At 53.7% G+C, this 19,962-nt stretch carries 19 protein-coding genes and 1 tRNA gene; 16 read left to right on the forward strand and 4 right to left on the reverse strand.

Annotation, left to right across the window (positions count from 1 at the left end):
- Positions 1 to 77 precede the first annotated feature (77 nt).
- From ACM67E_RS03210 to greB, 7 genes are all read left to right on the forward strand, one after another.
- Positions 78 to 437 (forward strand): hypothetical protein, encoded by a 360-nt coding sequence (locus ACM67E_RS03210; protein ID WP_416192182.1) that lies wholly within the window; start codon positions 78 to 80, stop codon positions 435 to 437.
- 4 nt (positions 438 to 441) lie between these two features.
- Complete coding sequence (locus ACM67E_RS03215) at positions 442 to 891, forward strand: protein YgfX (RefSeq protein WP_416192183.1); 450 nt, start codon at positions 442 to 444, stop codon at positions 889 to 891.
- A 52-nt stretch (positions 892 to 943) separates the two neighbouring features.
- Entirely contained in the window at positions 944 to 2,224 is a 1,281-nt protein-coding gene (gene folC / locus ACM67E_RS03220; RefSeq protein ID WP_416192184.1) for a bifunctional tetrahydrofolate synthase/dihydrofolate synthase, read from the forward strand.
- A gap of 12 nt (positions 2,225 to 2,236) precedes the next feature.
- Positions 2,237 to 3,331 carry an SPOR domain-containing protein gene (locus ACM67E_RS03225; protein ID WP_416192185.1) on the forward strand — a complete coding sequence of 365 codons (1,095 nt, stop codon included), beginning with the start codon at positions 2,237 to 2,239 and terminating at the stop codon, positions 3,329 to 3,331.
- Complete coding sequence (locus tag ACM67E_RS03230; RefSeq protein WP_416192186.1) at positions 3,324 to 3,836, forward strand: CvpA family protein; 513 nt, start codon at positions 3,324 to 3,326, stop codon at positions 3,834 to 3,836. The genes ACM67E_RS03225 and ACM67E_RS03230 overlap by 8 nt, the downstream gene beginning before the upstream one ends.
- Positions 3,837 to 3,936: 100 nt before the next feature.
- Positions 3,937 to 5,475, forward strand: coding sequence for an amidophosphoribosyltransferase (gene purF / locus ACM67E_RS03235; RefSeq protein WP_416192187.1), 1,539 nt, complete (start codon positions 3,937 to 3,939; stop codon positions 5,473 to 5,475).
- A gap of 87 nt (positions 5,476 to 5,562) precedes the next feature.
- Positions 5,563 to 6,054 carry a transcription elongation factor GreB gene (gene greB, locus ACM67E_RS03240; protein WP_416192188.1) on the forward strand — a complete coding sequence of 164 codons (492 nt, stop codon included), beginning with the start codon at positions 5,563 to 5,565 and terminating at the stop codon, positions 6,052 to 6,054.
- A gap of 185 nt (positions 6,055 to 6,239) precedes the next feature.
- On the opposite strand, the gene ykgO is transcribed toward greB, so the two are convergent.
- Positions 6,240 to 6,365: a type B 50S ribosomal protein L36 gene (gene ykgO / locus ACM67E_RS03245; RefSeq protein ID WP_416192728.1), complete on the reverse strand. Its 126-nt coding sequence runs from the start codon at positions 6,363 to 6,365 to the stop codon at positions 6,240 to 6,242.
- A complete protein-coding gene (locus tag ACM67E_RS03250; protein ID WP_416192189.1) occupies positions 6,365 to 6,640 on the reverse strand; it encodes a type B 50S ribosomal protein L31 in 276 nt (91 codons plus the stop codon). The genes ykgO and ACM67E_RS03250 overlap by 1 nt, the downstream gene beginning before the upstream one ends.
- Before the next feature lie 271 nt (positions 6,641 to 6,911).
- Here ACM67E_RS03250 and ACM67E_RS03255 point away from each other — a divergent pair, with 271 nt between their 5' ends.
- Complete coding sequence (locus ACM67E_RS03255; protein ID WP_416192190.1) at positions 6,912 to 8,369, forward strand: TrkH family potassium uptake protein; 1,458 nt, start codon at positions 6,912 to 6,914, stop codon at positions 8,367 to 8,369.
- Between the two features lie 410 nt (positions 8,370 to 8,779).
- Here the strand turns inward: ACM67E_RS03255 and ACM67E_RS03260 are convergent, their stop codons facing one another.
- Positions 8,780 to 9,625 carry a c-type cytochrome gene (locus ACM67E_RS03260; protein WP_416192191.1) on the reverse strand — a complete coding sequence of 282 codons (846 nt, stop codon included), beginning with the start codon at positions 9,623 to 9,625 and terminating at the stop codon, positions 8,780 to 8,782.
- A gap of 286 nt (positions 9,626 to 9,911) precedes the next feature.
- Between ACM67E_RS03260 and ACM67E_RS03265 the strand changes: the two genes are divergently transcribed.
- Positions 9,912 to 9,987 (forward strand) — tRNA-Arg (locus tag ACM67E_RS03265).
- Positions 9,988 to 10,078: 91 nt separating this feature from the next.
- On the opposite strand, the gene ACM67E_RS03270 is transcribed toward ACM67E_RS03265, so the two are convergent.
- Positions 10,079 to 11,272: an aromatic amino acid transaminase gene (locus ACM67E_RS03270; RefSeq protein WP_416192192.1), complete on the reverse strand. Its 1,194-nt coding sequence runs from the start codon at positions 11,270 to 11,272 to the stop codon at positions 10,079 to 10,081.
- Between the two features lie 160 nt (positions 11,273 to 11,432).
- Here ACM67E_RS03270 and folP point away from each other — a divergent pair, with 160 nt between their 5' ends.
- The 7 genes from folP (at position 11,433) to pta (ending at position 19,908) form a co-directional block, all read left to right on the forward strand.
- Positions 11,433 to 12,278, forward strand: a complete 846-nt coding sequence (gene folP, locus ACM67E_RS03275) for a dihydropteroate synthase (RefSeq protein ID WP_416192193.1) — start codon at positions 11,433 to 11,435, stop codon at positions 12,276 to 12,278.
- Positions 12,279 to 12,450: 172 nt separating this feature from the next.
- Entirely contained in the window at positions 12,451 to 13,791 is a 1,341-nt protein-coding gene (gene glmM / locus ACM67E_RS03280) for a phosphoglucosamine mutase (protein ID WP_416192194.1), read from the forward strand.
- A 225-nt stretch (positions 13,792 to 14,016) separates the two neighbouring features.
- Positions 14,017 to 14,703, forward strand: a complete 687-nt coding sequence (locus ACM67E_RS03285; RefSeq protein WP_416192195.1) for a DedA family protein — start codon at positions 14,017 to 14,019, stop codon at positions 14,701 to 14,703.
- A gap of 222 nt (positions 14,704 to 14,925) precedes the next feature.
- Positions 14,926 to 15,930 (forward strand): asparaginase, encoded by a 1,005-nt coding sequence (locus ACM67E_RS03290; protein WP_416192196.1) that lies wholly within the window; start codon positions 14,926 to 14,928, stop codon positions 15,928 to 15,930.
- A 39-nt stretch (positions 15,931 to 15,969) separates the two neighbouring features.
- Positions 15,970 to 16,752: a TatD family hydrolase gene (locus tag ACM67E_RS03295; protein WP_416192197.1), complete on the forward strand. Its 783-nt coding sequence runs from the start codon at positions 15,970 to 15,972 to the stop codon at positions 16,750 to 16,752.
- A 299-nt stretch (positions 16,753 to 17,051) separates the two neighbouring features.
- On the forward strand, positions 17,052 to 18,128 hold the full coding sequence (gene prfA / locus ACM67E_RS03300; RefSeq protein ID WP_416192198.1) for a peptide chain release factor 1: 1,077 nt from the start codon (positions 17,052 to 17,054) through the stop codon (positions 18,126 to 18,128).
- A gap of 247 nt (positions 18,129 to 18,375) precedes the next feature.
- The gene (pta, locus tag ACM67E_RS03305) at positions 18,376 to 19,908 is read left to right on the forward strand and encodes a phosphate acetyltransferase (RefSeq protein WP_416192199.1); all 1,533 of its coding nucleotides are present in this window, start codon (positions 18,376 to 18,378) and stop codon (positions 19,906 to 19,908) included.
- Positions 19,909 to 19,962 lie beyond the last annotated feature (54 nt).

Raw genomic sequence — 19,962 nt, forward strand, 5'->3', positions numbered from 1 at the left:
GTAAACGGGTGAGGCCGTCTGAAAATTTTTCTTAATTTTTCAGACGGCCTTAAAAAGAAAATAAATAAGGAAGTATCATGTATTTTGTTGACCGTACCGCCGTCGTGTTGAAACCGACCGCGCGTTTTTTGGAATGGCTGAAATCCGCCGATGAAAATATGCCGGATTTGACGGTGGAGCAGCTGCGTACCAACTGCTCGGTGTTTCTCGTCCCCGAGTTTGACGAACCCGAAGCGGTGGTTTCGTATTTCGACGAGCGTTATCAGCAGATTTTCGAGGCGGAATTGGCCGGTTGGGACGTGGATAAGGCCAAATGGCCGCAGGACATGAGCCTGAAAGCGTTTTGGGAATTTTTCGACATCGAAATCCACGATATGGTTTTGGACATGGAAGAAGCCGATTTGAACGTCAGCCCCGTGTTCGACAACATGATGTAATGCCGTGCGCGCATTTCAGACGGCCTTGAAGCCTTCCCGCAGCCTGAAAACCGCCGTCGCTGTTCTGCACTTGGCGGCAACGGCGGTGTGCGCGGTATGGGTTTACGGCGTGATGTTGTGGCTCGGGTTGCTCGGGTTGGCGGCAAGTTTCGTTTATGCTTGGCGGAACGCGAATCTGCAAGGCAGGCAGGCCGTTACGAAAATCTCCGTCGATCGTCTGCAAAAGGCGGTCATTTTTATCGGACAGGAGCAAACGCCTTTGGAAGCGGTATTGGGCGGTTCGTCGCTGGTTACGCGCCACATACTGTTTCTGCAATGGAACACGGGCAGCCGCACGGTTTGGCAGCTGGTTTTGCCCGATATGCTGGGTAAAGAAAGCCACCGCCGTTTGCGCGTGTGGGCAAGATGGTGCGGGTTGCAGGAAGCCGGACAAGCGAACGAACCGACGATTTAATTCATGCCGTCTGAAAAATATTTTTCAGACGGCCTCAACAGAATAACGCAGTATGAAAAAAACATTGCAAGACTGGCTTTCGCATTTGGAAACCGCCCACAGCAGCGGCTTAATCGACATGGGCTTGGAGCGCGTCGGCGAAGTGAAAACGCGCATGGGCTTAACGCCGCAATGCCCTGTGGTGGTGGTGGCAGGAACCAACGGCAAAGGTTCGGTGTGCGCCTACTTGTCGCAAATCTACAAGCAGGCCGGATTCAAGGTCGGCACGCTGACCAGCCCGCATATTCTGCGTTTTAACGAACGCATTGCGGTCAACACCCGGCCTGTTTCCGACGAAGCCATCGTGGCCGCGTTCGAGCGCATCGAAGCGGTGCGCGGCGATATTTCGCTGACGTATTTCGAATTCAACACGCTGGCGGCGGTGGATATTTTTATCCGCGAACAGGTTGATGTGATGGTATTGGAAGTCGGCTTGGGCGGCCGTTTGGACGCGGTGAACGTGTTCGATGCCGATTGTGCGGTGGTTACCAGCGTGGATTTGGATCATCAGGCATTTTTGGGCGATACGGTCGAGCAGGTCGGCTTTGAAAAAGCAGGCGTGTTCCGCAGCGGCAAGCCGGCGGTCTGCGGCCAAAACCCGCCGCCGGAATCGCTGCGCCGACATGCTGAAGCCATCGGTGCAAAATTATTATTGGTCAAAGAAGATTTTGATTTCAATACCTTGGAGAATGTACAATGGAACTATCGGTTCCAACCCAAGGTTTCAGACGGCCTTACGCCCAAACGCCGTAATGCTTTGCCGTTTCCGGCTTTGCGCGGCGCGTACCAAATCGGCAATGCCGCCTGTGCGCTGACGGTGTTGGAATGTTTGGGCGACAGGCTGCCTGTCGACATCGGTGCGGTGAAACGCGGTTTGCTGCTGGTGGAAAATCCCGGCCGTTTCCAAGTGCTGCCCGGCCGTCCGCTGACGGTTTTGGATGTCGGCCACAATCCCCATGCCGCCCGAGCGTTGCGCAAGAGTCTGATTAATCTGGCGTTTGCGCAAAACCGGATTGCCGTGTTCAGCATGTTGGCCGACAAAGACATCGACGGCGTATTGGACATCATAAAAGACCAGTTTGACGAATGGTATGTTGCCCCTTTGAATATGCCGCGCGGCATGACTTCGGAGGCCTTGCAGGAAAAACTGACGCAGCACGGCATCGGGAAAATAAAGGTCTTTGAACATGTCAAAGCCGCCTACCAAGCAGCTTTGGCGAGAGCATCCGAAAATGATAGAATCGTCGTTTTCGGTTCGTTTCATACGGTTGCCGACGTAATGGCAACATTGTAAATAGGAAATTTCATGTCTGACGATAAGCAAAGAGAAGTCTTAACCGGTTATGAGCAGCTGAAACGCCGCAACCGCCGCCGCTTGGTGATGACGTCAGGATTGGTTGTGGTGGCCGGTATTCTGCTGGCTTCCGTATTGAATATGGGCGGTGACGACGAAGAAAAAGCATCGGCGCAGACTGCCGCCGTTACCCGAAACAATGCGCAAAATGCACAAAACGATGTTGCCGCGTTAAAACCGAATGTGGTGCAGGCACAGGCATCTGCCGAGCCGGCACGTGCGCCTGAAAGCGTAGAGCCGCAGCAGCCGGTTGAAGTTTTGAAACCTGCCGGTGCCAGCATGCCGCAAGACATCGGACCGCCTCTGGTAATCATTAATGACAAGCTGGTCGACAGCGATATCAAAGGCTTGGAAGAATCGGAGCAGGTTCAACAGGCCGAAGAGGAAAAACAGGCTGGCGAAGAGCAGAAAGCGGAAGAACGCCGCCAGCGTTTGGCGGAAGAGCGGGCGGCTAAACGTGCCGAAGAGCGGCGTGTTGCGGCTGAAAAAGAAGCAGCCAGAAAACGCGCTGCTGCAGCCAAGGCGGAAAAGGCCGAACGTAATGCAGAGGCCGAGCGCAAGCGTGCGGAAAAAGCCGCCGCCGAGCGCAAAGCCAAACAGGCGGAAGAGAGAAAAGCGGCTGCAGCCAAAGCCAAGGCACAAGCCGACAAGAAGGCAGCCGCAGCCCAAGAAGCTAAAGTAAAACAAGAAGCCAAAGCAAAAGAGGCGGAGCAAAAAGCCGCAGCCAAGAAAGCCGCAGCCAAGAAAGCCGAAGCGGCTAAAGCCAAGACTGCTGAAAAAAACAGGCCGTCTGAAAAAACATCTGCCGCGTCTGCAGGCCGAAAAGCTTCCATTCAGGCCGGTTATGCCGAAAAAGAACGTGCGCAAAGCCTGCAACGCAAAATGAAGGCGGCGGGCATCAATGCGACCATCACCGAAATCAAAACCGACAAAGGCGTGGTTTACCGCGTGAAATCGGGTACGTACCAAAACCGTCAGGATGCCGCGAAAGATCTGCAGAAACTGCGCTCTAAAGACGGTATCGCGGGACAGGTGGTGAATGAGTAATCTTCCTTTGGCGGATATTTTGGCTTTCACCGTGATTGCGGCATGTATTTTGATGTCGCTGATGCGCGGTGTGATTGCCGAAGTCGGTTCGCTGGTGACGTGGATTGTGGCGTTTTTCGTTGCCAAATGGTTTGCCGTACCGTTTGCCGAAATTGCGTTCAAATCAGTCGAGCCGCAGGCTTTGGGCGTGGCATTGGCGTTTATTATGCTGTTTGCCGCGGCTTGGCTGGCGCAGCGGTTTTTACGCTCTTTATTGACGTCCGGTGTTTCGGCCATCGGGCTGGGCAGCATCAACCGCATGTTGGGCGGTGTGTTCGGTGCGGTGAAGGGTGTGTTGCTGGTGACTTTGGCCGTAATGGTCTGTTCCTACACCGATTTGCCTCAGACAGAAGATTGGCAGGCATCGTACAGCATTCCATATTTCGAGACATTGGCGCGTGATGTCGTGATGCCCTATCTGCCTGCCATCGGAGACAAAATTTACGACGCCGGTATTTCTTCTTAACGCAACCGTTTTCAGACGGCCTCAATCGGAAAGGCCGTCTGAAAACGGTTTAATCTTGTTTCAATTTCGTTGGGTTAATTCTTTTTTTCGGAGAACACACATGTGTGGTGTATTAGGATTGGTAAGTAACGAGCCGGTCAATCAACTGCTCTATGACGGTTTGCAGATGTTGCAGCACCGCGGTCAGGATGCGGCCGGTATCGTAACGGCGGAGGGCAGCATGTTCCATATGCACAAAGGCAAAGGCATGGTGCGCGAGGTATTCCGTACCCGCAATATGCGCGATTTAATCGGCAATGCCGGTATCGCCCATGTACGTTACCCGACCGCAGGCAATGCGGGCAGCAGCGCGGAAGCGCAGCCGTTTTACGTCAGCTCGCCTTTCGGTATCGTGTTGGCGCACAACGGTAATCTGACCAATACCGCCGAACTGTATGAAAACGTGTGCCACAAACACCTGCGCCACATCAATACCAGTTCCGATTCGGAAGTTTTGCTGAACGTATTTGCGCACGAATTGCGCCATGAAGTATCGAAAAACAGCGACAAAATATTGAGCATTGACAATGTGTTCGCCGCGGTGCAATCCGTTCACGAACTGGTGCGCGGCGCGTATGGCGTGGTGGCGATGATTGCCGGTTACGGCATGGTGGCCTTCCGCGATCCTTACGGTATCCGCCCGCTGGTGTTGGGTTCCAAAACTGATGAGAGTGGCTTCAAATCTTACGCCGTCGCTTCCGAATCGGTGGCGTTTAATGCGCTGGAATACGATTTGGAACGCGACATCGAACCGGGCGAGGCCGTGTTTATCGGTTTCGACGGGCAGTTTTTCTCGCGCCGGTGCAGCGGCGGCGCACAATTGAAACCGTGTCTGTTTGAATATGTTTACTTTGCCCGTCCCGACTCGGTGATTGACGAAGTATCGGTGTATCAGGCGCGTTTGAACATGGGCGTGTCGCTGGCGGAAAAAATCAAGCGCGAATTGCCGCTGGACGACATCGACGTGATTATGCCGATTCCCGATACCAGCCGCCCGAGTGCGATGGAATTGGCCATGCACTTGAACAAACCTTACCGCGAAGGCTTGATTAAAAACCGCTACATCGGCCGCACGTTCATTATGCCCGGCCAGGCAACGCGTAAAAAATCCGTGCGTCAGAAACTCAGTCCGATGGAAACGGAATTCAAAGACAAAAGCGTATTGTTGGTGGACGATTCGATTGTGCGCGGTACCACCAGCCGTGAAATCGTCGAGATGGTTCGTGCTTCGGGCGCACGTAAAGTCTATATCGCTTCGGCCGCACCGGAAGTGCGTTTTCCGAATGTGTACGGCATCGACATGCCGACCCGCGAAGAGTTGATTGCCAACGGCCGCACGCCTGCCCAGATTGCACAGGAAATCAGTGCCGACGGGGTGGTGTTCCAAGATTTGAACGATTTGGAAACCGTCGTCAAAGCATTGAATCCGAAGATTCAAGGCTTTGATTCTTCATGCTTCAACGGCATTTATCTGACCGGAGACATCGACGAAGATTATCTGCAGCGTTTGTCGGAAGGCAAAACCGGCTGCGGCGGCTTGAAAGTCATGCCGAGCAAAATGGAACACAGCATCACCATCAGCAGCGGCGACGAAGACTGAGTTTGCAAGCACAGGCCGTCTGAAAACAAAAAAGGTTTTCAGACGGCCTTTTGACTGCGTTAAAATGTCATTTGTAAAGGATACATCATGACAGCAGAAACCAAAAACTACATCACGCCCGTCGGCTGGCAGGCATTAAAAGACGAGCTTTATCAGTTGGTGAACAAAGAACGCCCCGAAATCGTACAAATCGTCAACTGGGCGGCGAGTAACGGCGACCGCAGCGAAAACGGCGACTATCTTTACGGCAAACGCCGTATGCGTGAAATCGACCGCCGCATCCGTTTCCTGACCAAGCGTTTGGAGGCAGCGGTGGTGGTTGATCCAGAATCGCGCGAACCGACCGACCAAGTCTTTTTCGGTGCGACTGTGGGATTGTTGCGCGGCGACGGCAGCGAGCAAACCGTCAAAATCGTCGGGGTGGACGAAATCGATACCGCGCAGAACAAAATTTCGTGGATTTCTCCCTTGGCACGGTGTCTGATAAAAGCGCGTGAAGGCGACGAAGTGGTGCTTAACGGGCCTGAAGGGCGCGAAGAGATTGAGATTTTGTCGGTGGAATATTGCCGCATTGATTAAAGCCGGAATGCGTTGGCCGTAAATTTTGAAGATTCAGGAAGGCCGTCTGAAAAGATATTTTTCAGACGGCCTTCGGCGTTTGTTGCGCCGTATATATCCATGATGAAAAAATACCGCACCCAAGGATAAGGTGCGGTAAAACGCTTGATAGACAGAGCGTTACATAAAAAACTACAGCAAAAAAGTTAACGCTGGCGCGCTTTGAAACGGGGATTGCTCTTGCAAATCACATACACTCTGCCTTTGCGGCGGACGATTTGGCAGTCGCGGTGGCGTTGTTTCGCCGTTTTCAAAGAAGACAAAACCTGCATCATTTATCCTTTCTCAAAGAACCCATTACGGATTGGAAACGCTGGTGGAATTTGCTGGCGCGGCCTTCGGTAGCCACATTGCGCTGCTTGCCGGTATAGATAGGGTGGGAGGCGGATGAGGTGTCCAATGAGAACAGCGGGTATTCGTTGCCGTCTTTCCAAATCATGGTTTTGCCGTGGGTATTCGCACACGAACGGATAGGCCAGCCTTCGTCTGCGCCGCTGTCGTAAAATAAAACGGTACGGTAGTTATCCGGATGAATATCGGGTTTCATAAGTTGTCCTTAAATGTTATAACATAACATTATATGCGTATTTTTTAAAAATACAAGTTTTGACAGGCGAAAAATTGAATGTTGTATCTAATAGGCTGTTTTATTTTAGGATTTATTTCCGTTTGATAAAGTGTAAAATCGAAATATCCGTATCCATATACAGAGAATTTGATAAAATACGTTTTCAGACGGCCTTGTGAAATAAGGCCGTCTGAAATTTTAAACTGTTCCGGCGGGCGTTTTTCAGACGGCCTGCGTTTTGAAGACTGATATGTATAAAGTCATACCGATTATTCACGTGCTGTCCAAGCTCGGCGTGCTGTTTTCGTTGCTGCTGATGGTACCGACGCTGATGTCGTACTTGTTTCTCGACAGCGCGTTTCCGGCATTTGCCCGTACTGCGCTGGTGACGACGTTTTCTTCCTGTACGATCTGGCTGCTGACGTTGCGTTTCAACCGTGAGCTGCGCACGCGCGACGGGTTTACTTTGGTCATCATGCTGTGGCTGGCTTTTGCGGTGGTGGCGGCCGTACCGATTTATCTGTATGTGCCCCAATTGAGCTTTACCGATGCTTTTTTTGAGGCCATGTCGGGGCTGACCACGACCGGCGCAACGGTTATCAGCAGCTTGGATACGCTGGCGCCGTCGGTCAATTTCTGGCGGCATATGCTCAATTGGCTCGGCGGGATGGGGATCATCGTGTTGGCGGTAGCGATTTTGCCGATGCTGGGTGTCGGGGGTACGCAGCTTTTCAAAGCGGAAATTCCGGGCCTGGACAAAGAAAGCAAAATGGCACCGCGCATTTCCCAAGTGGCGAAAAAATTGTGGGGCGCGTATATCTTAACTACGGTAGCGGCGTTTTTTTCGCTGCATTGGGCGGGGATGAGCTGGTTTGACGCATTGTGCCATGCCATGTCTTCTGTGGCATTGGGCGGTTTTTCCACGCATGATGACAGTATTGCCTACTTCAATTCGGTCAAAATCGAATGGACGATTATGTTTTTCACCTTATTCGGTGCCATCAATTTTGCCAGTCATTTTGCCGCTCTGGGCGGCCGCTCGCTCAAAGTTTATTGGAAAGACGAAGAATGCCGTGTGCTTTTGATGACCATGCTCGGCAGTATTGTCGTGTGCAGCCTGTATCTGTGGCACAAAAATTTTTACCCTTCGCTGGCGGACGCGTTTCGTTTCGTGAGTTTTAACTTTGTTTCCATTGGTTTGGCCAGCGGCTTTTCCAACACCGATTTCGCCAAATGGCCGCTGATGGTTTCGCTGTGGATGTTTTTTCTGTCGAATATTTTGGCCAGTTCCGGTTCGATGGGCGGGGGCATTAAGAACGTGCGTGCTTTGGTGCTGTTTAAATTCAGTTTGCGGGAAATGATGATTTTGCTGCACCCGCGCGCCGTCCGCACCGTAAAAGTCAATAACCGGAGCATTCCCGAGCGTATGGCTTTGACGGTAATGTCGTTTATCTTTGTGTATTTTATGACGGTCGTGCTCTTCAGCTTTCTGCTGATGGTGACGGGGCTGGATTTTGTCTCCGCCTTTACCGCCGTTATTGCCTGTATCACCAATGCAGGCCCAGGCTTGGGCGAGGTTGGTCCTGCACACAATTACGCAAGTTTGAGCGACGTGCAGAAATGGTTGTGTTCGATGGTAATGCTGTTGGGGCGATTGGAAATTTTCACAGTATTGATTCTGTTAACGCCGGCATATTGGAAAAAGTAAATCATGGCCGGTAAAGGCCGTCTGAAAAATAATTCAGACGGCCTTTAAGTTTAAGTCGGGTGTGATGAACATATAGCCATTTAAAATAAGATAAGGCGACAGCGGCTGCTGTGGACACGCAGGACATAAGGGAGCCGCCATGTCACCGCTGTTTTTGTATTGGCACTTATCGTAAGTAAAATCTGACTTGATGCGGGAAACCCGTTTTGGGTGTCAGTATTCGGCCAATCTTTAGCGGCTAAAAAATATCCGCTCAATCAAGCCGCTTGGCTGTACTGGAAATCCGTATGATGATTTGGCTTAAGTTGAGTTTTTAAAGGTCTCGTTTTGTTTGTTTGTCCAAAATACAGGAAATAAAAAACGCACCGTTGTAACGGTGCGTTTTGATTTTTAGGGTATGCCGTTCGGATTTATTTAATCATATAGTCGACAGCAGCCTTGACTTCTTCGTCGGTTAATGCAGGATTACCGCCTTTGGCAGGCATCATGCCTTTCGAACCGGTAAAGCCTTCGATAGAGTGTTTGTACAAAGTGTCTTTACCTTGGGCAAGACGTGCTTTCCAATCCGCAGCATCACCGACTTTCGGTGCACCTGCGACGCCGGAACCGTGACAAGCCATGCACAAACCGTCGTAAACGGCTTTACCGTCCACCCCTGAAACCGCAGGTGACGCGGTATCGGCAGCTGGTGCGGGTGCGGAGGCAGTGCCTGAAGCCGCAGTTTCGGCTGGTGTGGCAGTACCGGAAGCGGCTGCATCGGCAGGTGCGGCAGCGGCTTCGTCAGGATTAGGGAAAGAGCCGCCTGATTTGTTTGCCATGAAGGTAATCACGCGTTTCAACTCTTGGTCGGTCAGGTCGGCTGCGCCACCTTTGGCCGGCATGGCATTGAAGCCGTTGAGTGCGTGGTTGAACATAGTATCGAAGCCTTGGGCGATACGCGGTGCCCAGTCACCGTTGTTTTCCAGGCGCGGTGCATTAGGCACAATGCTGTCGGTCGCGTGGCATTGGATACAGATTTTATTGAAGATGGCTTCGCCTTGGCGTTCGCCTACAGGAATACCGTCGCCCAAAGCGATTTGGCCGGTCGGCTGGATACGGGTTTGGGTGGCGGATTCGGTGGTTTGGTCAACGTCGCTGAATGATCCGCTGCCGGCCAGTTTGATGAAGAAAAATACGGTCGCGAGCAAAATAACAATACCGCTCACAAGAGTGAACAATGCTGAGCCTTGGGCTTTGCTGTTGCTGAGTTGTTTCATTTGGTAGGCCTCGCCGTTAGGTTAGGTTGTGCTGTAAGGTTATCGTTGGTTTGTTAAACGCAATTAACAATATTTTGCTGGATTATACTGAAATAACAGGTGCTTTCCAATCAATATGCTCGAAATTGTGCAAAAAACTTTGAAATCAGCCCTGTTTTTCCTGATAACGATTTGTAAAATATAGGATATTCTTCAGGGTGGGCTTTGTTGCCGTATGTAGCCTTTCATTCACTTGGCACATAAGTTTTGCCAAATGCCGAAATTTAGGCTAATCTTACGTTTTTCCGTACCCGTAGCTCAGTTGGAAGAGCGTCAGTTTCCGAAGCTGAAGGTCGCTGGTTCGATCCCAGTCGGGTGCGCCAAGAGATTATTGCCAAGAGATTATTATGTAAGAGGCCGTCTGAAAAGAGAAGTTTTTTCAGACGGCCTTTTGATTTACTTCAAATCACTGCTTTATTTCAGCACTTCGGCGAAGGCATCGGCAACGTATCCGATGTTGGACGGGTTCAGGCCGGCCACGCACATGCGGCCGGAGCCGACCAGATATACGGCGAATTCTTCGCGCAGGCGTTCGACTTGGGCGGGATTCAGCCCCGTGTAGCTGAACATGCCGCGCTGTTTGACAAAATAGCTGAAATCCCGGTTCGGGACTTTTTCGGTCAATACTTCGTACAAACGCTGTCTCATGGCGCGGATGCGGTCGCGCATGGCATAGACTTCGCTCTGCCACAAAGCAAAGGTTTCGGGCGTATTCATCACATCGGCGGCAATATATGCGCCGTGGGCGGCAGGGCTGGAATAAATCCGGCGCACCGTGAATTTCAACTGGCCGAATACCAAATCCGCTTCTTCTTTGGTCGGACAAACCGCGCTCAGGCCGCCGACGCGTTCGCCGTAAAGCGACAGGTTTTTGGAAAACGAATTGCTGACGAACAGCGGCAGCCCCATTTCCGCGGCTTTGCGGATGGCGTAGGCATCGCTGTCCAAATCTTCGCCGAAGCCTTGGTAGGCGATGTCCATAAACGCAATCAGGCCGCGCGCCCGAATCACTTCCAACACTTTATCCCATTGCGCTTCGCTCATGTCCACGCCGGTCGGATTGTGGCAGCAAGGATGCAGAATCAGCACGCTGTGTTCCGGCAGCGTTTCAAAAAACGACACCATTTCATCGAATTTCACGCCGATTGTGGCCGGATCGTAATAAGGGTAAGTGCCGACTTCGAAACCCGCGCCTTCAAAAATGCCTTTGTGGTTGTCCCAAGTCGGGTCGCTGACGTAGGCTTTGGCATTCGGAAACCAGCGGCGGAGAAAGTCGGCACCGACTTTCAATGCGCCCGAACCACCCAAAGTCTGGATGGTGGCAATGCGGCCTTCTTTGGCCGCAGGATTGTCTGCACCAAACAGCAGATTCTGTACCGCTTCACGGTAGGAGGCCAGGCCTTCCATTGGCAGATACGGGCTGGTGTGCGGCTCGGCGGCACGTTTTACCTCGGCTTGGCGCACCGACTGCAATACCGGCATTTTGCCTTCGCCGTCAAAATAAATGCCGATACCCAAATTGACTTTTTCGGGACGGGTATCGTTGTTGTAAACTTCGACCAAACTCAGAATCGGGTCGCCGGGGTAGAATTCGACGTGTCGGTACATGGGATTTCCTCATCATTTTGCGGGCTGAAAAGATATTCGGATTGTGGCATAAAGCCGGATTGTTGACAATTTTTTCATTAGGCCGTCTGAATATTCCAAGTGTTTCAGACGGCCTGTTATAATGCGGTATTCAAGGTTTAACGGTTCAATAGGAGTAGTGATGACGCAGACCATTTGGCAGGCAGGGCGTTTCAAGATTGATTTGGCCGAACCGAAAATTATGGGCATTGTTAATCTGACCCCCGATTCGTTTTCAGACGGCGGTACGTATTCGAAAAATATTCAGACGGCCTTGCGTCATGCCGAGCAGCTTTTGAAAGACGGGGCGGACATTCTCGACATCGGCGGCGAGTCGACGCGGCCGGGCGCGGATTTTGTGCCGCCCGAAGAAGAATGGCGGCGCGTGCAGCCGGTGTTGGTGGAAATCGGCAAATGGAATGTGCCGGTGAGTTTGGATACGCGCCGCGCGGAGATTATGCGGCTGGCTCTGGAACAGGGCGGGGCGGACATCATCAATGATGTTGCTGCGTTGACCGATGAGGGTGCGGTGGAGGTGTTGGCGCGTTATCCCGACACCGGTATTTGCCTGATGCACATGCAGGGCTTGCCGGAAACCATGCAGGATAATCCGCAGTATCGGGATGTGGTCGGCGAAGTGGCGCGTTATCTGAACGGGCGCGTTGCCGCGTGTACCGCCGCCGGCATTGCCGCAAACCGCATCACGCTCGACCCGGGCTTCGGCTTCGGCAAAACGCTGCAGCATAATATAGAGCTGATGCACCGTCTGCCCGAATTGATGCGCGAAACGGGTTTGCCCGTGTTAATCGGTGTTTCGCGCAAGCGGATGATAGGCGAAATCACAGGCGGACAAAGGCCGTCTGAAAGAATCCACGGCAGCGTGGCGGCGGCTTTGGCTGCGGTGGCACGCGGAGCGCAGATTGTCCGTGTGCATGATGTCAAAGCGACGGAGGATGCGCTGAAAGTGTGGCAGGTGCTGGGCGTGTGAGTGTCTGTTTATGCTCAGGCCGTCTGAAAAACGGGGCCGCCGGATTTTTGAAAGCAACGATGATGAAACTATACCTTTCAGACGGCATCTAAACGCGTTAGGCAGATTTTGTCTGTTTGGTCACTTATCCCTTTATATAATTTTCCAATTTTAAAATAACGGAGCAGTCTTCATGGCAAAAAAATATTTCGGTACCGACGGCGTGCGCGGTGAAGTGGGTCAATTTCCGATTACCCCGGAATTTGTGTTGAAACTGGGTTATGCGGCCGGTCAGGTGCTGGTGCAGCACGATGCCGAGCAGAAGCCGACCGTATTGATCGGTAAAGACACGCGTATTTCCGGCTATATGCTCGAAGCGGCTTTGATTGCCGGTTTCACCGCTGCCGGCGTGAACGTAATCCAGACCGGCCCGCTGCCGACTCCGGGCGTCGCTTACCTGACCCGTGCGCTGCGTTTGTCGGCGGGTGTGATGATTTCCGCGTCGCACAATGTGTATTCCGACAACGGCATCAAATTTTTTGCCGAGGGCGGTGTGAAACTTTCCGATGAAATCGAGTTGGAAATCGAAGCCAAAATCGATCAGGAAATGAAAACCCTGCCGTCCGACAAATTGGGGCGCGCCCGCCGTATCAGCGGTGCGGACGACCGCTACATCGAATTCTGCAAATCGACCTTCCCGGCCAATATGGACTTGCGCGGTTTGAAACTGGTGGTCGATACCGCCAACGGTGCTGGCTACGACGTGGCCGGCAAAGTGTTCCACGAACTCGGTGCCAAAGTCGTGCCCATCGGCGATGAACCGAACGGCTACAACATCAACGAAAAATGCGGTGCGACCCATACGAAAACCCTGCAGGCGGCCGTGTTGCAAAACGAAGCCGACTACGGCATCGCGCTTGACGGCGACGGCGACCGCCTGATGATGGTGGATAAAAACGGCAAAGTGTACGACGGCGACAGCCTGATTTACGTCATCGCCAAAGCGCGTGCGCGCGAAGGCGTGGAAATCGGCGGCGTGGTCGGTACGGTCATGACCAATATGGCCATGGAAATCGCTTTGAACGAGCAGGGTGTGAACTTCTGCCGCGCCAAAGTCGGCGACCGCTATGTATTGGAACAGCTGCACCAGCGCGGCTGGCTCATCGGCGGCGAAGCCAGCGGCCATATTTTGTGTATGGACAAACACAATACCGGCGACGGTCTGATTTCCGCGCTGCAAGTGCTGGCCGCGCTGCAAGTGCTGGGTCAGGATTTGGCCACCGTATGCGCCGATTGGCAGCCGTTTCCGCAAACCATGATCAATGTGCGAATCCAAAAAGGCCAAAACTGGCAGGAAGCCAGCAAAGAAGTATTGGCCGAAGTGGAAAAAGAGCTGGAAGGCAAAGGCCGCGTGGTCTTGCGCGCTTCGGGCACCGAGCCGGTCGTGCGCGTGATGGTGGAGGCGAAACAGGCCGACTGGGCGAAAAAAGGCGCGGAACGCATCGCCGCCGCGATTCAGGGGGCAAAAAAATAATTCCGATTTTGGCGGAATCAAACTGACGAAGGCGGCCGGATTCGGCCGCCTTTTTCCTGGTTTTGGTTAATTTGACGAATATTTGATGAAATCGGCTTGTTCCGCTTTCAGACGGCCTTATCTGTTGGTAGAATAGCGGTATTCAACAGGCGGTGATGCCGCAATCAAATACCAGGCCGTCTGAAAGGCCTGTCAGAATAATTTCACTGTGAGAACCTCTTACCGATGTTTGCGTTTTTGGAAGCTTTTTTCGTTGAATACGGTTATGCCGCAGTATTTTTGGTGCTGCTGGCGTGCGGCTTCGGTGTGCCTATTCCCGAAGACGTCACTTTGGTAACCGGCGGCGTGATTTCCGGTTTGGGCTATACCAATGTGCATATCATGGTGGTTGTGGGGATGCTCGGCGTCTTGGCCGGCGACGGCTGCATGTTCGCCGCCGGACGCATTTGGGGACACAAAATCCTGCAATTCAAACCGATTGCACGCGTGATGACGCCGAAACGATACGCCCAAGTGCAGGAGAAATTCGATAAATACGGCAACTGGGTGCTGTTTGTCGCCCGTTTCCTGCCCGGCCTGCGCACCCCGATTTACATTACCGCCGGTATCAGCCGCAAAGTATCGTACATGCGCTTTTTGATGATGGACGGCCTGGCTGCCTTGATTTCCGTGCCCGTGTGGATTTATCTGGGGGATTACGGCGCGAACAACATTGACTGGCTGATGGCCAAGGTTCACAGTTTCCAATCCGGGCTGTTTGTGGTCATCGGCATCGGTGCGGCGGTCTTGCTGTGGTTTTGGTGGCGCAAGCGTCAGCGTATCCGTTTTTATCGTGAAAAACTTTCCGAACTGCGCCAAAAACGGAAAGCGGCGCGGGCGGCAAAAAAAGCCGGAGCCAAAGCGGATACTTAAACCTGTTCTGCCTATCGATTCAAAAGCATCTGTTTTATCAGATGCTTTTTTATTGCCATATGTGGGTATCCAAGGTTGTTCGAACATACTTCCCGCTCGGAAAGCGGTTTGGGCAGAAGCAGGGCTGATTGAACCGATACTGAAAATATAGTTAAATAGGCCGTCTGAAAACAGCGAATCCTGCCCGCTGTTTTCAGACGGCCTTATTTTGGAGACAACCCCATGACGCAAAAAATCTTCGTCCTTTATACGGGCGGCACCATCGGCATGAGCCAAAGCAGCGACGGCCTGCACCCCGATACCGAATTGGTCGGCAAGGCCCTGCAGCCGTTTTCAGACGGCCTCGAGTTCGACTGGCATGTCTGCGAGCCGCTGATTGATTCCTCCGCCGTAACGCTGGAAAACTGGCGCGACTGGCTGGACATTTTGGCCGAAAAACTACCGCACTGCGACGGCGTGCTGGTTCTGCACGGTACGGACACGATGGCCTACACCGCCAATCTGTTCGCACTCGCGCTGCAGGGCTTGGACAAACCCGTGGTATTCACCGGCTCACAATGGCCGTATGATGCGCCCGACAGCGACGCGCCGCTGAATCTGGCCACCGCCGTCGCCGCGTTTGAAACGGCGTTGCCGCAAGTGTTGATTGCCTTCAACGGCAAAATTTATCCCGCCGTCGGCAGCAGCAAGGTCAGCACCGAAACCGCCGCTGGGTTCGACAATCCGCATTTCGGCGCGTGGGCGCAATGGAATGAGTCGGACGGTTTTCAGTTGGTCGCAAGGCCGTCTGAAAAGCGCACCGAATCCGTTTCCGACGGCCTCAAAGTTTTACCGCTGAATCCCGAGGCGCGGGTTGTCTGCCAAACGCTGACGCCCGGTTTTGCCGTGAACCATTTTTCAGACGGCCTGAACCACACCGCCGCCCAAGCCGTGATTCTGCAAAGCTACGGCCACGGCAATGCGCCGAGCGACAAAGGGCTTATCGAAGCCGTGCAAACCTTCACCGCACGCGGCGGCTTGTTGCTCAACATCAGCCAGGTGCAGCAAGGGTGCGCCGCAGCGGTGTACGCACAAGGCAGCGCGCTGCGACGGGCAGGTGTGGTGAACGGCGGCAAATGCAACCTCGAAACCGCCACCGCGCTGCTGACGTTGGCCGTGTCGAACGGTTGGAACGCCGAAACCGTGCGGCAAAAACTGCACGCGCTCGGTTTGGTTGAGGCCGTCTGAAAATGTGGTTCGAGTTCCAATGTTCAGACGGCCTTTGAGATGAATTTTACCGACAGCCATTGCCACCTTGCCGATCCTGCGTTCCAAAACCGCTTGTCCGAAATTTTGGCGCAAGCGGCGCAGCAGGGCGTAACCCGTTTTATCGTCCCCGCCACGCAGCGCGGCGATTGGGCGGATGTCGTGCGCCTGACGCAGACGGAAAGGCCGTCTGAAAGCCGCATCCACATCGCTTTGGGCATTCATCCGTGGTTTGCCGAAGCCGCCGCGCCGCAGGATTTTGCCGAACTCGAACGCCTGTTGCGGCAATATCCGCAGGCTTGGGTCGGCGAAACCGGCTTGGATTTTCTGGTGAATAGGCCGTCTGAAACGCAAAAACAGCGGCAGGTCGAAGCATTCTGCCGCCAGCTCGAACTGGCGCAACGCCTTGCGCGGCCTGTGATTGTGCACAACGTCAAAGCCACGGCGGCGGTTGCCGAAGCGGTGAAGCAGAGCGGTTTTACCCGGGGCGGCATTGCGCACGCGTTTTCCGGCAGCATGGAAGAGGCGCGGATTTTGTTGCGCTGCGGTTTTAAAATCGGCATCGGTTCGCTGCTTTTGAACCCGAACGCAAAAAAAGTGCGGCAGGCAGCGGCGCAGTTGGATTGGGGCGATATGGTGCTGGAAACCGACAGTCCGTTTATGCTGCGCGATGAGGTCAATACGCCGGCCAATGTGCGCACAAGCGCCGAAATCGTGGCGGAACTGCGCGGCGCGGATACCGCGGAAGTGGCGGCGCATACCGAGCGGAATCTGGACATTCTGCTGAACCGTGAGGCCGTCTGAAAAAATCAACCGATTGGTTTGCCGGCGGGTAAAATCCATTATAATGTCGGCTCGATACCATGCCGTCTGAAAACCTTTCAGACGGCATGAGACCTTTGCAAAATTAAAAATTTCCATCTGAAACTTTAGCCGTCATTCCCGCGCAGGCGGGAATCCGGACCTGACAGATTCAGGAATATTTAAAAATTACAGAAAGTTAAGATTCCAGATTCCCGCCTGAGCGGGAACGACGGACATAGATTTTCAGGTTTAATCTGAATTTTGCGAAGGTTTTTGCCTTTCATTCACCGTAAAAAATTATGAAACCATCGATTTTAGAAAAATTACAACAACTCAGCGAACGCTTGGAAGAAGTCACCCATCTGCTCGGCCAGCCCGAAGCCGCCGACGATATGGACAACTACCGCAAGCTCACGCGCGAACACGCGGAGCTGACGCCGGTGGTGGAAGTGTTCCAGAAATACCGTCAGGCGCAAAGCGATTTGGCCGATGCGCAGGAAATGCTGTCCGACCCCGATATGAAAGAATTTGCCGCCGAAGAAATCGAAGCAGCCAATGCACTGATTGAAGAATTGGATGTCGAGCTGCAAAAGCTGCTGCTGCCCAAAGATGCCGACGACGACAAAAACATTTTCATCGAAGTGCGCGCAGGGACGGGCGGCGACGAAGCGGCTTTGTTTGCCGGCGATTTGCTGCGGATGTACAGCCGCTATGCCGAGCGAAACCGCTGGCAGGTGGAAATCGTGTCGGCCAACGAAAGCGAACTGGGCGGCTATAAGGAAGTGATTGCGCGCATTGTCGGACTCGGCGCGTACAGCCGTCTGAAATTCGAGTCGGGCGGCCATCGCGTGCAGCGCGTTCCGGCTACCGAAAGTCAGGGACGTATCCACACTTCGGCCTGTACCGTGGCGGTCATGCCCGAAGCTGACGAGTTGGAAGACATCGAGCTGAACCCGGCCGATTTGCGCATCGATACCTTCCGCGCCAGCGGTGCGGGCGGCCAGCACATCAACAAAACCGATTCCGCCGTGCGCATTACCCACCTGCCGACCGGCATGGTGGTGGAATGCCAAGACGGACGAAGCCAACACGCCAACAAAGCGCAGGCGATGAAAGTCTTGGCCGCACGCCTGAACGACGCGCAAAAGCGCGAAGCGCAGGCCAAAGAAGCCGCCGAACGCAAATCGCTCATCGGCAGCGGCGACCGCAGCGAACGCATCCGCACCTACAACTACCCGCAAGGCCGCGTGACCGATCACCGCATCAACCTGACGCTGCACAAGCTGGATTTCATCATGGACGGCGATTTGGAAGAGCTGACCAATGCGCTGATTGCCGAACATCAGGCCGAATTGTTGGCTGCGATGGGCGATTGAGGCTTGTGAAGAAAATGACATGATGGGCAAGGCCGTCTGAAAAGTATCGTTTCTTTTCAGACGGCCTTATTGATTGGTATGGATTACGGATTTTTTAAAGGCCTTAACCTGCCTGCCTTTATCTGATTTCGGGCAAAATTATGTCGGTTTCACTCGAAATTCGTTTGCAATCGGTGCAAACCGCTGCGCCGAAGTGCTAAAATAAGCGCGAATTTCTCTCTTTTTTATTCCACGAAAAGGAACAAACATGTCAAACGTATTGGTTGTACCCGTTTCCGCCCGCATCGACAGCTGGGCGACCACTCAGGCTCTGGCTGCTGCGCTGCCGAACGCGCAAGTCCTGCGCGCGTTGGATGAAAACGGCTTCGGCGAAAAGCTGCTGGCGCAAGGCAAAAGCGACGACTGGCTGGACGCGCTGGTCGGCAAAATCAGCGAAATGAATGCGGAAAACGTGGTGATTAAAGGTATCCGTCCGAATGCCGACAAAGTATTCCTGGCCACCAAAAACTTTGAACTGGCCTTGTCGCTGGATGCGGCGGTGGTGTTCGCTGTGGGCGCGTGCGACGAAGAGGGTGAATTGTGCGAAACCGACGTTGACGACGTCGTGCAGAAACTGAATCTGGCCAAACAATCCTACATCACCGCACCGGGCGTGTTGGCCGGTTTCGTGTTGGACAACGCCGCGCCGGGCGTGGGTCAGGCTGCCGCCGAACAAACCGGTTTGACCTTTTTCGGTTCGACCGAACAATTGGGCGATGTGAAAGAATTGGTCAACCGTGCGCAAAGCCGCCTGTCGCCGTCGCAATTCCGCGTGAACATGATGAACAGCGCAAGCAAAGCCAACAAGCGCATCGTGTTGCCTGAAGGCGCGGAACCGCGTACCGTGCAGGCCGCTGCGATTTGTCATGAAAAAGGCATCGCCCGCTGCGTATTGCTGGCACCGCGTGCCGAGGTCGAGGCCGTGGCGAAAGAACGCCACATCAATCTGCCGGATTCTTTGGAAATCATCGATCCTGCCGACTTAATCGAGCAATACGTTGCGCCGATGTGCGAGCTGCGCAAGAGCAAAGGGCTGACCGAAGAGCAGGCGCGCGAGCAGCTTCAGGATACCGTGGTGCTGGGTACCATGATGATGGCGCAAAATGATGTCGACGGCTTGGTTTCCGGTGCGGTTCACACCACCGCCAACACCATCCGTCCGGCTTTGCAGCTGATTAAAACCGCACCGGGCGCGAGCTTGGTATCGAGCATTTTCTTCATGCTGCTGCCGAATCAGGTATTGGTTTACGGCGACTGCGCGGTGAACCCGAATCCTACGCCGGAACAACTGGCCGACATCGCCATTCAGTCCGCCGATTCCGCCAAAGCCTTCGGCATCGAGCCGAAAGTGGCGATGATTTCCTACTCGACCGGCACTTCCGGCGCGGGTCCCGATGTGGAAGCCGTGGCGCAAGCCACCCAAATCGCGCAACAAAAACGCCCTGATCTGGCGATTGACGGCCCGCTGCAATACGACGCGGCCACCGTACCGAGCGTAGCCAAATCCAAAGCACCGAACAGCGCGGTGGCAGGTCAGGCTACCGTGTTGGTGTTCCCCGATTTGAACACCGGCAACTGTACCTACAAAGCCGTACAACGCAACGCCAACGTATTGAGCGTCGGCCCGATGCTGCAAGGTTTGCGCAAACCGGTCAACGATTTGTCGCGCGGCGCATTGGTAGACGACATCGTGTACACCATCGCGCTGACCGCCATCCAAGCCGATCAGATGGAAGCTTGAGAACGGGCTTTTACCGGCTGAAAGATGGCAATGTTCGGCGGCTGTCCTATTGGG

Origin of the sequence: Neisseria sp. CCUG12390 (assembly GCF_047837985.1) — a bacterium.
Classification (GTDB): Bacteria; Pseudomonadota; Gammaproteobacteria; order Burkholderiales; family Neisseriaceae; genus Neisseria.